The organism is Paenibacillus kribbensis, from assembly GCF_001705305.1.
Classification (GTDB): Bacteria; Bacillota; Bacilli; order Paenibacillales; family Paenibacillaceae; genus Paenibacillus; species Paenibacillus kribbensis_B.
Map to the genome: position 1 here is coordinate 137,253 of NZ_MCBP01000003.1, position 12,727 is coordinate 149,979.

General features: G+C 51.6%; 10 protein-coding genes. All 10 read left to right on the forward strand.

All coding sequences use genetic code 11. The annotated features are described in order from the left end of the window. Window position 1: 1 nt before the first annotated feature. The 10 genes from BAZ21_RS06615 to BAZ21_RS06660 all read left to right on the forward strand — a co-directional run bounded on the left by BAZ21_RS06615 (window position 2) and on the right by BAZ21_RS06660 (window position 12,724). A complete protein-coding gene (locus BAZ21_RS06615) occupies window positions 2-1,222 on the forward strand; it encodes an NAD(P)/FAD-dependent oxidoreductase (protein ID WP_068498296.1) in 1,221 nt (406 codons plus the stop codon). Beyond that, the gene (locus BAZ21_RS06620) at window positions 1,219-2,256 is read left to right on the forward strand and encodes a 4-hydroxyproline epimerase (protein ID WP_068498298.1); all 1,038 of its coding nucleotides are present in this window, start codon (window positions 1,219-1,221) and stop codon (window positions 2,254-2,256) included. The genes BAZ21_RS06615 and BAZ21_RS06620 overlap by 4 nt, the downstream gene beginning before the upstream one ends. A gap of 66 nt (window positions 2,257-2,322) precedes the next feature. After that, window positions 2,323-3,210: a dihydrodipicolinate synthase family protein gene (locus BAZ21_RS06625; protein WP_068498299.1), complete on the forward strand. Its 888-nt coding sequence runs from the start codon at window positions 2,323-2,325 to the stop codon at window positions 3,208-3,210. A gap of 14 nt (window positions 3,211-3,224) precedes the next feature. Continuing rightward, the gene (locus tag BAZ21_RS06630) at window positions 3,225-4,661 is read left to right on the forward strand and encodes an aldehyde dehydrogenase family protein (RefSeq protein ID WP_068498302.1); all 1,437 of its coding nucleotides are present in this window, start codon (window positions 3,225-3,227) and stop codon (window positions 4,659-4,661) included. Continuing rightward, window positions 4,654-5,136 (forward strand): (2Fe-2S)-binding protein, encoded by a 483-nt coding sequence (locus BAZ21_RS27675; protein WP_084011529.1) that lies wholly within the window; start codon window positions 4,654-4,656, stop codon window positions 5,134-5,136. Before BAZ21_RS06630 ends, BAZ21_RS27675 begins: the two co-directional genes overlap by 8 nt. Then, window positions 5,133-5,468, forward strand: coding sequence for a (2Fe-2S)-binding protein (locus BAZ21_RS06640; protein ID WP_068498305.1), 336 nt, complete (start codon window positions 5,133-5,135; stop codon window positions 5,466-5,468). Before BAZ21_RS27675 ends, BAZ21_RS06640 begins: the two co-directional genes overlap by 4 nt. Beyond that, window positions 5,465-6,688 (forward strand): NAD(P)/FAD-dependent oxidoreductase, encoded by a 1,224-nt coding sequence (locus BAZ21_RS06645; RefSeq protein WP_084011530.1) that lies wholly within the window; start codon window positions 5,465-5,467, stop codon window positions 6,686-6,688. The genes BAZ21_RS06640 and BAZ21_RS06645 overlap by 4 nt, the downstream gene beginning before the upstream one ends. Window positions 6,689-7,279: 591 nt before the next feature. Then, window positions 7,280-8,227 carry a copper amine oxidase N-terminal domain-containing protein gene (locus BAZ21_RS06650; protein WP_068498307.1) on the forward strand — a complete coding sequence of 316 codons (948 nt, stop codon included), beginning with the start codon at window positions 7,280-7,282 and terminating at the stop codon, window positions 8,225-8,227. Beyond that, window positions 8,224-11,505: a DUF5704 domain-containing protein gene (locus BAZ21_RS06655; RefSeq protein ID WP_068498310.1), complete on the forward strand. Its 3,282-nt coding sequence runs from the start codon at window positions 8,224-8,226 to the stop codon at window positions 11,503-11,505. The genes BAZ21_RS06650 and BAZ21_RS06655 overlap by 4 nt, the downstream gene beginning before the upstream one ends. A gap of 325 nt (window positions 11,506-11,830) precedes the next feature. Next, window positions 11,831-12,724 carry a LysR family transcriptional regulator gene (locus BAZ21_RS06660; protein ID WP_084011531.1) on the forward strand — a complete coding sequence of 298 codons (894 nt, stop codon included), beginning with the start codon at window positions 11,831-11,833 and terminating at the stop codon, window positions 12,722-12,724. Window positions 12,725-12,727 lie beyond the last annotated feature (3 nt).

Below are 12,727 nucleotides of genomic sequence, written 5' to 3' on the forward strand. Positions count from 1 at the left end.
AGTGAAACACGATGCGGCGGATCTAGTCATTGTCGGCGGCGGAATCATCGGTGCGGCCATCGCTTATTATGCGGCTAAGTCCGGTTTGAAGGTCGTACTGGCTGAGCGGGGAGAGATTGCCGGAGGCACTTCGTCCCGTTGCGATGGAAATATATTGGCAATCGACAAAGAGCCCGGATTTGACAGCAGGATGTCGCTGGTATCGCAGGAACTGGTGGCAGAGCTGGCCAGGGAGCTGGAGGATGAGTTTGAGTACCGTGCGCCTGGCAGTATTTTGGTCTGTGAAAATGAGCAGGAGATGCAGGCGGCAGAGCAATGGGTAGCCCGTCAGCAGCAGGAGGGACTTCCGTTTCGCATGCTGGATCAGCAGGCTTTGCGGAAGGAATGGCCGCATTTGGCCAAAGATTTGCCAGGCGGGCTGGAATGTGCGACAGATTCCACCGTAAATCCGGTGCTGATGACGTATGCACTGGCCAACGCTGCACGTCGGATGGGAGCCAGACTATTGCCGCGCACGCCGATACGGTCCGTCCTCAAGGACGAAGGGGGAAACGTCCGCGGGGTGGAGACGCCGGGCGGTGTGATCCATGCGGGTGCTGTGGTATTGGCGGCAGGTGTGTGGACACGCAGCATCGGTCATTCACTCGGTTTGAGTCTTCCGATTATGCCGCGTAAAGGACATATTCTGGTGTCTACCCGAATGCCCTCGATCGGGAACCGAAAGGTGATGGAATTCGGGTACCTGATGAGCAAGTTCGGCGGACAGCGGAGTGTGGATAAGGTTTATGAAAAATACGGTGTAGCACTGGTATTCGAGCCAACCGCATCACAAAACATTCTGATCGGCAGCAGCCGTCAGTTTGTCGGTATGGATACGGGGGTCGATCAGCAGGTGATCCGCTTAATTGCCCGCAGGGCGATACGCTTTTTTCCAACCCTGGCAAACGTGCCGCTGATGAGGGCATATACCGGCCTGCGTCCATGGACACCTGATCATTTGCCAATTGTATCAGCCGTGGATGAAATGCCGGGGCTGTTTATCGCTTCCGGCCATGAGGGGGATGGCATTAGCCTCGCCGCTGTCACGGGCAAGCTGGTGACCGAAATGGTACGCGGTGAACCCACTTGCATACCAGTAGAGCCGCTGCGGTATGACCGATTTGGGGAGGCTTGGAACGGGTATGAGAACGGGCATGAGTTTCACGGGGAGGTAACCGGATGAGTGTGCCAGGCAAGATTGCTATACCAAGCAAGAATACTGTATCAGGAAAGATTACGACGATTGATACCCACACGGGAGGAAATCCGACGCGGACGGTCATTCACGGCGCACCTAAGCTGATAGGTCATACGATGCTGGAAAAGATGACTTATATGGCAGCACATCATGATGATTTTCGCCGTCTGCTGATGTTCGAGCCGCGGGGTCATGAGGTGATGTCGGGCTGTATTTTAACAGAGCCTTGCCATCCGGATGCCGATATAGGTGTAGTCTTTATAGAGACGGGCGGTTATTTACCGATGTGCGGTCACGATACGATTGGAGTATGCACGGCACTAATGGAAGGTGGACTGATTGCTGCGGATAAAAAGTCTGTACTGCTGGATACTCCGGCAGGTCCGGTTCAAGTACGGCTGGAGGTGGATACGGGCAAGGTGCGGCAAGTAACGTTCACGAACATCCCTTCCTTTGTGTACCGCCGTGAGGTGGAGGTCGATGTAGAGGGCATCGGTCAAGTCGTGCTGGATATTGCGTATGGAGGCAACTTTTACGGCATTGTAGAGGCGGCTTCCATCGACCTTGCATTGGAGCAGAGCAATGCGGCAGAGATTGTACGGACGGCGGTCTCGATTCGGGAAGCGGTGAATGCTGCTATTGAGGTAGTCCATCCTGAGAATCCGGTTATTCAGGGATTGACCCATATTGAATTTTACGGGGAGCCTGTGGCTCCACAGGCCGATTGTCGCAATGTCGTCGTCATTCCGCCGGGAGGTATCGACCGTTCCCCTTGTGGCACAGGAACCTCGGCCAAGGTAGCAGTGCTGCATGCCAAGGGGAAGCTGGGGTTAAATGAGCCGTTTGTACATGAAAGCATCACAGGCTCCATGTTCCGGGCTGAAATTGTGGGCCAAACGCAGGTGGGCCCTTATCCGGCGGTGATCCCGCAAATTACAGGCTCGGCCTGGGTAACAGGACATCATCAATTTGTGCTTGATCCGAAGGACCCGCTGAGAGAAGGATTTTTACTGATGTGAGTATAGTGTTGGGAATCGAATGATGCAAAATGCTGAATATAAAAATGGGAAAGGGTTGGTGAGTAAATGGCACGTTTTGAAGGTGTATATGTGGCCTTGGTTACACCGTTCACGGCAGAGCTGGAGGTCGACTACAAGCGTCTGGCCGAGCTGTGCGAGCATCTGATTGCGAACGGCATTAGTGGACTGGTTCCCACCGGATCACTGGGGGAGTATGCGGCGTTGTCCCCGGAAGAACGGTCGCAGGTGGTGCATACGGTGATTGATGCTGCGGCAGGGCGTGTCCCGGTCGTTGTCGGCTCGGCGGCTCCATCCACCAGGCAGGCGGTGCATTGGGTTCAGCATGCCAAGGATGCTGGAGCCGCTGGTGTCATGGCGCTGCCGCCCATTAATTACAATCCGCTGCCCCATGAGGTAACGGCCCATTATGAAGCGTTGTCGGAGGTGGGCTTGCCGATCATAGCGTATAACAATCCCCATGATTACAAGGTTGACCTGACTCCGGATATTCTTGCAGACCTCTCACGAATTGAAAATATCGTAGCAGTCAAGGAATTTTCCGGCGATGTGCGACGTATTCACGCTATTTTGGACCAGACAGAGCTGGAGGTCATGATCGGGGTGGATAATCTGGCAATGGAGGGGGCATTATTCGGCGCGACAGGCTGGATTTCGGGCGTGCCTAATGCGCTGCCCAAGGAAGGAGTAGAGCTGTTCCGGCTTGCGCAGGCGGGAAATATGGCGGAAGCCTCCGCGTTGTATCGCAGACTTCTGCCGCTGTTCCACTACGATGCCAGTCCGCAACTGGTGCAGTCCATTAAATATATGATGGAGCTGGCCGGATTCCCGGTCGGTCCGACACGTCCGCCCAGACTTGCGCTGCCGCAGGCGGATTACGACCGTATTCGCGAAGCTTTTGAGGTGGCGGTTCGTCCGAGCGGGGTTTCATCCTGATGGAGGTGAAGACGATGGAAAGCCGAAATTGGATTGGCGGTGAATGGCTGAGTCCTTCCGGCGAAGGAATGGTGGTTCGCAACCCTTCAGCGTTAAGGGAGGAGGTGGGAGTCGTCCATTTTTCCACTGAGGCTGATATTGCACAGGCCGGGGAAGCGGCACGGCTGGCACAAGCGGGCTGGGCGGCATTGAGTCCGGCGGAGCGGGGGGCTTATCTGTTCAAAGCAGCCGGTTTGCTGGAGGCGAATTTGTCCGATTTGGCGGAGTTGGCCAGCCGGGAAATGGGGAAGCCGATTACCGAGATGCGCGGAGAGGTGATGCGAGGCGTCCATCTGCTTCGATACTACGCGGCAGAGGGTGTCCGTTCGATCGGTACGGTCATTCCCTCGAATGATCCGGGAGTACTCCAATACACGAAGCGCATTCCGCTGGGTGTGACGGCTCTTATTACTCCGTGGAACTTCCCGGTAGCTATTCCCTTGTGGAAAATCGCGCCCGCGCTCCTGTGCGGAAACACAGTCATCTGGAAGCCCGCCGAGCATGCCTCATTAACGGCGGTACGGATTGCGGAGTTGTTTGAAGCAGTGCAGCTTCCGCCTGGTGTGCTGAATCTCGTCATTGGGCAGGGGAGCCGTATTGGCGATGCCTTGCTGGAACTCCCTGTACTGGAAGCGGTCAGCTTCACGGGTTCTACGAAGACGGGGTTGGGCATTGCGGAGCGGTGCGCACGTAGGAACATCAAATACCAGACCGAGATGGGCGGCAAAAATGCCGCGATCGTGCTGAAGGATGCGGATATGACGCAGGCGGTAGCAATGATTGCCAGCGGCGCCTTTCGGTCAGCCGGGCAAAAATGCACGGCCACCAGCCGCGTGATTGTCGAGCGGTCTGTCTATGACGCATTTACGGAAGCCTTGCGCCACGCGGTGGCAAAGATCCATATGGCCCCGGCACTGGACCCCGGTGCGTATCTTGGGCCTGTCGCATCCGCAGGTCAGTATGAGAAGGTCATGTCCTATGTTTCGCTGGCCCGCCGGGAAACAGATATCCTGGTCGAAGGCGGGGCCGGCGCTGCGACAGATGACGGGTATTATGTGCGTCCGTTGGTGGCAACCGGGCTGGATTCGTCTCATCCCTTGATTCAGGAGGAAATTTTTGGTCCTGTGGTCGGTGTAATGCAGGCGGACGATTTTGAGGATGCCGTTCGACTGTGCAATGCGTCTATTTACGGACTAAGTGCTTCATTATTTACCCGTGATTTGCGGCTGGCTCACCGCTTTCTGGATGAAGCGGACGCCGGAATGGTACGGGTCAATCAGGAGACGGCGGGTGTCGAATATCAAGCTCCGTTCGGCGGTCTGAAGCAGTCCAGCTCACATACCCGGGAACAGGGGCAGGCGGCACTGGATTTTTATTCAGCGATTAAAACCTGCGCTATCAGCTATGAGTAAGCGGGCGACGGGACGAGATGAGTCGGTTGGACCGGGAGTACAGGGTGAAGAGACCCGATATGATGAGACTGGATGTGTAGAGACTGGAAATGAAGAAACGCGGTATGGAGATGCCCGGTATGCAGGCAATCCGTGTGCAGGCAATCCGAGTGCAGACAATCCGTATGCTGATGCACGGGTCGGGCCATCCGGAGCGTCTGGCGCGTCAGGTCGCTTGCTTGTATGCCGCTGTGAAGAAGTGAGCTTGGTACAGCTGGAGCAGGCTTGCCATATGGGAGCGGATACGGTACGCCAGCTTAAAATGGCTACGCGAGTCACAATGGGGGCCTGTCAGGGCAGGGTATGTCGACAACTGGTAGAGACTTGGTTTTATAGTCAATATCCCGCTGCCCGCCGAGAGGCAGAGCTATTATCGCAAAGACCTCCGGTACGTCCCGTGACGTTTGGTCAGCTGGCAGAAGGGGGTTCTTTATGAGTCGCGCGCGTATTGTGAACCATCCTATTTTGGGACCGAAGGCGGAGCGGCGGCAGGTGTCTTTCGTTTTCGATGGTCGTCCCATGAAAGGATTGGCTGGAGAGCCGCTCGCGGCAGCGCTGCTGGCAAGCGGCGTTCGTTTACTGAGAAGGCATGAGGAATCCGGCACGGCCAGGGGCGTATACTGCGCCATTGGGCACTGTAACGAATGCCGCCTGACGGTTCATCCGCTCGGCACTGTCCGCTCCTGTCTGACCCGGTTGGAGGAAGGCATGATCGTCGAAACAGGCAGACAGCTTTCGAATGAAATTACAGGGAGAATCGTGACATGAATAAAATGGCGCATCTCATCGTCATTGGAGCAGGTCCCGCCGGGTTGTCAGCAGCGGCTACAGCAGCTGAACAAGGATTGCCGGTCACGGTACTGGATGAGTTTACCGAGCCGGGCGGACGGATGCCCGGACAATATCATGAGGAAGGCAGCAAAGGCTGGTGGGTTGGAAAACATGTTTCGGATGAACTGATCACCCGTTGCAGCGAGCTTGGGGTGGACATCCGCTGTGGCGTATCGGTGCATGGCATGGAGTATACGACAACATGGGAAATTTCCACCTCCTGTGGATTATTCACTGCCGACTACGTATTGCTTGCGACCGGAGCCGCCGAAATTCCCGTTCCGCTGGACGGGTGGACACTGCCGGGCGTGATGTCCATCGGGGCCGCGCAGGTGATGACCAACGTTCATTATGTAAAGCCGGGGGAACGCGGCATTATTGTAGGCATGAACGTCCTGTCCATGGCGATTGCCCGCGAGCTGTCCGTCGCCGGGGTGAAGGTGGCGGCGATTACACTGCCGTGCACCAATCCGCTGGCTGGTGCAGCGGCAGATCCGACAGCCTCCGCGAAGCTGCTGCTGCAGCTGTCGGGGCTGGCCCCGGCCGCCTGGATGCGCGCCGGCGGCAAGCTGGCAGCGGCGATGCGCATGGAGGGCCTCATCGCGCGCTGCTATCCCCACAGAGGCTTCCGCCTGTGGGATATTCCGATCCGTTTGCGGACGGCAGTGCTGTCCGTCAACGGGCGGGACCGGGTCGAATCCGTGACCCTGGTCCACGTGAAACCGGACGGCTCGCCTATACCTGGCAGCGAGCGCGTCGAACCCGCCGACTTCGTGGCGCTGAGCGGCGGATTGTATCCGCTTGCCGAGCTGGCGGCGGTGGCCGGGTGCAAATTCGTGTACAGCCCCGAGCTGGGCGGGCATGTTCCACTGCATGGTGAGCGAATGGAAACCTCGCTCAAAGGGCTGTACGTTGCCGGCAATATTACCGGCATTGAAAGCGGGCTGGTCGCCATGGCCCAAGGCCGATTAGCCGCAGCATCCATGATCCATGCCGCCGGACTCGGCGGAGCCAAGGGGGAACAGCGGGTACAGGAGGCGATCCGTGAGGTCGATTTTACACGGAAGCACGCGTTGATTCAGTTTCATCCCGGCATTACAGAGGCGAGAACGCAGCTGTACCAGCAGTGGGAGCAAACCTGCGGCAGCGGCGTATAATCGCTCGTTATGCCTGATATGCGCTTTCTTTTGCTTTACATCCCAAACTCGCCTTAAAGGAGGAACGGAAGATGACGCTTAAAGCAAAAGCCCATATGAAAGCAAGACCGTTCGCACTGAACGAGGTGGTATTGGCTGAAGGTTAGCGTTGGATAGATGTCATTTGAGATGGTTTGCGAGTAAAAATAACGTTTGATTTTTAGTCGGCTATGATTTATGATAGAGGAAATATTGGATGATGTTGGAATATTGATTATTGTATGAACTGATTTATTCATAGTCATTTGCGCGTGAAGCACACGGGCTGTTTCTTCCTTAACTAGGGAGAGGCAGCCCTTTTTTGTTGGTTTAGCACCATTCCGCTCACTCCGTTTTTATATTCACTTTTTGAGTTCGGTTGATGTAGATATGATATGGCTTTTTTAGAATGTCTATATATTTAGAAGTTTTCCTTATAGATTTTGTAATAGGGAAACCATATAATAAATAAGTTGGAATCCATTATTTTCCGAAAGTGGGGATGCGATAAGTCTATGAGAGCAGGGTTGATATACATAGTTTGGAGTATAAGCAGACAAAGGGGATAGAGAGATGAGTATAAAAAAATGGATGCTGAGTTTGATTGCAGTTACGTTGTTATGGGGCGCGACAAGTACAATGCCAACGACAGAGGCGGCAAGCAGCTCCCAACCGATTGAAGTCTTGTTAAATGCGAAAAAGATACAGTTCCCGGATGCTAAGCCTTTTCAGGATAGTAACGATTACGTGATGGTTCCCATTCGTTTTGTATCCGAGGCGCTGGGGGCCAAGGTAGGTTGGGAGAAAACAGACGGTCAATTAGCTGTGTCGATCAAAAATGATACACATGCCGTTAGCATGACGGTCGGACAAAACACCGCTACTGTGGACGGACAGACCAAAACATACGAAACGAAGATTATTTTGAAGCAGAATCGTACTTTTGTGCCGCTGCGGTTAGTAAGTGAAGGCTTGGGCCAGACGGTGGAGTGGGATAAGGTTAGCCGCTGGGTCTGGATCGGGAAGAAGGAAATCGCTGCGCTGGAGGATACGGGGCATCAGGCGGTGAGTATTGAGCCGTATAAGAAACTTTTTGCGTCTAACCCATTTCTTCTTAAGAAAGTTAATGGTGGAACCTACGATAAAGTTGTGGTTTTTAAACAGTCCTCTTTACCCATTAAGTTGCTCAGAGACGTTTATTCTATTGAGTCGTACATCAATGCAAAAGGAACACCATACTTGAGAGTAAGAGTAAAGACCAACTCTTTGTCTGGAAGCATTTTCTTCATTACTAAATATGGTGATACTAGACATCGATATGCCGTTGACCAATTGACAACTGACAACGGTGATGGAACCAAGATGCAATATTTTCCGATTTACTCATCTGCAGATGAATTATTTCAAGGTGTAAAAAATTATAAATCCTTTAAATTAGAAGATGTTCAGTATATTGGTCTACCTTTATCAACAAATGATTATATTCCGCTAATGGTCAATCCGTGGAAGGGAAATTTATGATGAAGACTAAACGAGTTCTGGCCTTATTGTTGGTGGGAGTACTGCTATTCTTGCAGCTTCCGCCTTTTTCTTTTCATACTAACAAGGCAGTAGCCGATACAGAGATAACTCCACTTTCATACTTTCAAGATAAGAACTATCGGTATTTTGTCGGAATGATGTATTTTGATATGTGGAGAAACACAGCAAAAGAGTGGGTTACCCAAAAGAAGCAGCCCAATATGAATATGCAGGGGGAAGCTACGTTCACATATAAATTTAAATTTCCAGGCCGTAAGATCAAAAATGTTGAAGCTTCATTGTATAACCCTGAAAAAAATCAAAGAAATCCAGATTACATTCAATATTTTAATAAATCTCGGCAAGATGACTATCAGGATTATATATTTCCAATGAGCATTGGAACAGAGGACGAAGACATTCGCCCTTTCCAAAAACAAGGAATTGGTACGGATACCACCGTGATTCCAATTACAGTTAATATGAGGTTAAATGCTGATAAACCTAAAAATATCAAAGACGAATCCTGCCCCACCTGCGCTAAAGAAGTAGAAGCCTGGCGCATCTACCAGCCCATCCTATTCAAGATCGAACTGGAGAGCAGTCTTATCGTCAAGCATTTAACGATTGATGAAAAATCTCTTAACAACGTATTTACACCAATAGAAGATGAGCTGAAACCTGATCAACTTTATGATTTCACCCCGCCCACTAATCCGAAATATGAGTATGTGGGTTACAAGAAAAGCACAACTGGTAAACCGCCGAGCGGAGATATTTTGCCGGGAGTTGTACCCGGGTTTACGTATGACGGTTCTTTTAAGCAGTTTACCGCTTATTTGTATTACAAAGAAGGTCAGGGCTGTCCTAAGCCTGGAGAAAGCCAAGAGGGCGCACCCTCAGATTGCCAAGACGAAGAACAGCCGACAAAAGGTGTTGTCTGCTCCCGCCCCGCTCCTGGCTTGCGTTTGGAAGCTGCCGAGCTGGACCCGACAGTATCTGCCGTTATCAAAGCGGATCAGCGTGGCCGGGAACAGTTTGACGTATCCAAAGGTATTCCTACATCTGAGAGCATGTACGGTCATGTACAAGCCAAGAGATACCTTTTTCAGCATAAGTTTGTGAACATGACGGGTCAGTGTACATATACGGTGAATGTAAAACGGGAATATCGGTTAACCTGGCGGCCCAAGGAAAAATCTACGCGGAGAGAAACGGTGAAAAAAACCTATACCTATAAAATCGTCCGTCCGTACTCTTTTTGGACGATAGACAACTTGGAGGTGTACGGTATCAAGGAGGCTACTCTCCGAAATTATGCGTTACCTAATGAAACAATCACCATCCATCCGCAATCCTATACACCCCCTTCCTATATTGCAGCGACGCAGGGCAACTTTTATCCGCCCCCTGCACCGGGCACAGTGGATGCTGGTAGTCGCAGTAAAAATGGGGGCAGCAGTAAGCCGAGTGTACCTGACGAACGCAGTGCATTACAATCCAAGGCAGAAGGAGCTGTAAAGGAAGTCGAAGTGGAGAATGACACCCTGACCTTTGAGAACAGGATCATTATGAATCCGAAGCACGTGAAGGTAAATGGACCTAAGCCGGGTGTTATTCCCACTTCCGGGGCGATTGGACCGGATGTGTTGTACAGTCCGGGGCATGTGATTGATAAGCACAAGATAAATAAGCCCAATACGCCTAGTAGCGGCAACATTACCTACGCTATTCTTAAAGGAAACATCAATGGCGGTGCGGATAAGACGTTTCCGATACAGGGGATTAACACGGTGACTGTCCACACTCCCGTCGTGAATCTTTCCAGTGTGTCGGATGATGCTGCTCATAACCAGAAAACCAAGCCTACGAAGGGGCGATCGGCACTTATTTTGGAGCGTCCTTTCCGGGTGAAGATTTCGACAGCAGGCCCGCATTTGAATATTCCCGGCTACGGGAATCGTGAGTATGCCAAATATGTACGAACCAAGCAGGTGCGGTTTCCGTTTGATGTGTACAACAAAGGGAAAACTCAATTTTATCCACGGGGCACCTGGATCGACATTCCGGTGCTGCAACTGGACACAGACTTTTATTTGCCGGTATGGGTGGATGAAGGCAACTACACCGTCGAGTTCCGTACTATTGCTGAAAATGCACCGGACGGGTTCACCGAGCAGCGTCATGCCAATATGGAGCTTGATCATCATGTTGCCAATGATGTGGTCAACATTGAGGTCATCGGACGAATGTATGATTTTCATATCACCGACATTGCCGATTACCATTGGGAACGGGTATTTCGTCAGCACAAGGGAAGCCCGCTGCATAGCGGTCTGTCCTATTGGACAGGGCTAGGCGGCATCGACGGATTGCCAAGAGGAAATCAGGAGCCGTTTACCCTGCCTGTACGTCCCGGCAGTCATCCGCATGAGGGCTACCAAAATGTAGCGGTCAAGACGGGCTACCATTTCAAGTTTGATCTCAAAACCAAAGGCAATATGTTCAGCGCCAAAGATGGTATCCGCATCACGCCGTCGTTTTATTGGGTGAGTAAAGATGGCCGCCAGCGGGAAGAGGTGGACTTGTATACACATGCGGGAAGCCGCAAATTTATCCGATTGGGATCGGCGGAGGATCGAGAGAAACGGTATGTTATTCTGAATGAGCGGCTGCGCAATGTATTGGCAGAGGAAATGCAGGACACAGCCGTCTACAAATATAAGCATGAATTGAGCGAAACACAGCGTGGCCAGTCGACGCTGGAACGTTATGTATCGCTATATGCCCAGCGTATCACGCGTAACAAGACGTGGATCGGCCGCTACGATTGGCTGGTGCTGCCCGCAGCGGTACGAACCTTGATCGGTCCGAAGACAGACCTGCCGGAGGGGGTGGATGTCGACCGTGCGAATGCGGCGATTCAGCGCTGGTATGGTGAATATAGCCTGCCTGCCGATGTGTACGCGGTCACCAAAGGGACGGATTTACGTAATGAAAGCCGTCATCGGGAACTAAACGAGCATACGAATATATTCAAGAAAACGGGCTTTATCGTCGTTCGCTTCAATTTGGAATCGCTCCGTCAGGGGGACACCGAGCATCCACATTTACAATATATTAATGGTCCGCTGCTGAACCAATGGCAACTGGAGGGTTACCGCAGAGAGATAAAAGACCCGTACGGACAACTCTTTCATTTACAGGATGGGGATGTCGTGTTTTATCATGCAGACCAGTCCAGCCGGGACGATTTCAGTTCATTTGTCCCTCACTAATCTGAAGACATAAATACAGACCAATTATCATAAATCCTAACGCGAAAAACGGACTACGGACTACGGACTACGGAAATCATTCCTTGGTCCGTTTTTATCTGCTTTTAGGAGCTTGATATGAAGATTTTAACGGAACAGAAGTGGTGAACGACTGGTGAAATACCTGTCACTGTTGGAAAAAAGGCAAAAAAAGGCGGTCCCGTGTAATTGAAACCTGGACTTTTCCCAAGCTCCTCATGCGGTATAATAGACCGAAACGTCTGTGGGCTTTTTCCTGCGGAGAACATGAGAACGGCTAAAGTAAGGGATTAGGATCACGGAAGGAATGACGATGATGGATGAAAAGGATTGCCTGATGTTGTGCTACATTGCAGAAGAACATAGCTTGAAACGCGCCGCCGACCGTTTGTATATTACACAACCCGCCTTGACCTATCGTCTGAACCAAATGGAGAAGGAGTTCGGTGTACCCATTATCGTACGCGGAAACCGAGGAACCAAGCTAACCATGGAAGGCGAGCGACTGGCCCAGTATGCCAAGCGAAATTTGAGAGAACTGACCGAATTAAAAGAAGCTGTCATTCACCTGAGCGGTGAGGTAAAAGGAACGCTGCGTCTGGGAATTTCGAGCTACTATGGTCACTACCGGCTTCCGCCGATTTTAAAGAGCTTCAAAGATATTTATCCAGATGTGCAATTTTCGGTAACTTGTGGACTCAGCGCAGAAATTTATGAAATGCTTCGCGGGGATGAAATTCATCTGGGTGTCATCCGCAACGATTATCCCTGGTCTGAGGGAAAGCATCTTCTTCATGAGGAACATATTTGTGTGATCTCCAAGGAAGCTGTAGCGCTTGAGCAATTGCCGGAGCTTCCGCTGATTCGTTATAAAGACCCGGGCAAACCGCAGTTTTCTGGTCACATGTATTCCTCGTTCAACGAATCCGTTCAGGCGTGGTGGAGTGAAAGATTCGGCAGGGCGCCACGTGTTTCCATGGAGGTGGACAGCTACGAAACCTGTAAGGAAATGGTCCGCCACGGACTGGGATATTCGATCGTACCCGAAATATTTGTTTCTCCAAAGGATGAATTGTATGCATTTCATTTGATTCGCCAAAATGGAGATCCTGTTCTGCGTCGAACATGGATGTTGTATAAAAATAAATCCAGCCGCTTGATGGCGGTGGAACGATTTGTTGAATGGATGCTCCAAACATAATTC

Excerpts from the sequence above, each read along its gene's own strand:
- BAZ21_RS27675 (WP_084011529.1), top strand. The coding sequence starts at position 4,654 with ATGAGTAAGCGGGCGACGGGACGAGATGAGTCGGTTGGACCGGGAGTA.
- BAZ21_RS06620 (WP_068498298.1), top strand. The coding sequence starts at position 1,219 with ATGAGTGTGCCAGGCAAGATTGCTATACCAAGCAAGAATACTGTATCA.
- BAZ21_RS06640 (WP_068498305.1), top strand. The coding sequence starts at position 5,133 with ATGAGTCGCGCGCGTATTGTGAACCATCCTATTTTGGGACCGAAGGCG.
- BAZ21_RS06630 (WP_068498302.1), top strand. The coding sequence starts at position 3,225 with ATGGAAAGCCGAAATTGGATTGGCGGTGAATGGCTGAGTCCTTCCGGC.
- BAZ21_RS06660 (WP_084011531.1), top strand. The coding sequence starts at position 11,831 with ATGACGATGATGGATGAAAAGGATTGCCTGATGTTGTGCTACATTGCA.
- BAZ21_RS06645 (WP_084011530.1), top strand. The coding sequence starts at position 5,465 with ATGAATAAAATGGCGCATCTCATCGTCATTGGAGCAGGTCCCGCCGGG.
- BAZ21_RS06655 (WP_068498310.1), top strand. The coding sequence starts at position 8,224 with ATGATGAAGACTAAACGAGTTCTGGCCTTATTGTTGGTGGGAGTACTG.
- BAZ21_RS06650 (WP_068498307.1), top strand. The coding sequence starts at position 7,280 with ATGAGTATAAAAAAATGGATGCTGAGTTTGATTGCAGTTACGTTGTTA.
- BAZ21_RS06625 (WP_068498299.1), top strand. The coding sequence starts at position 2,323 with ATGGCACGTTTTGAAGGTGTATATGTGGCCTTGGTTACACCGTTCACG.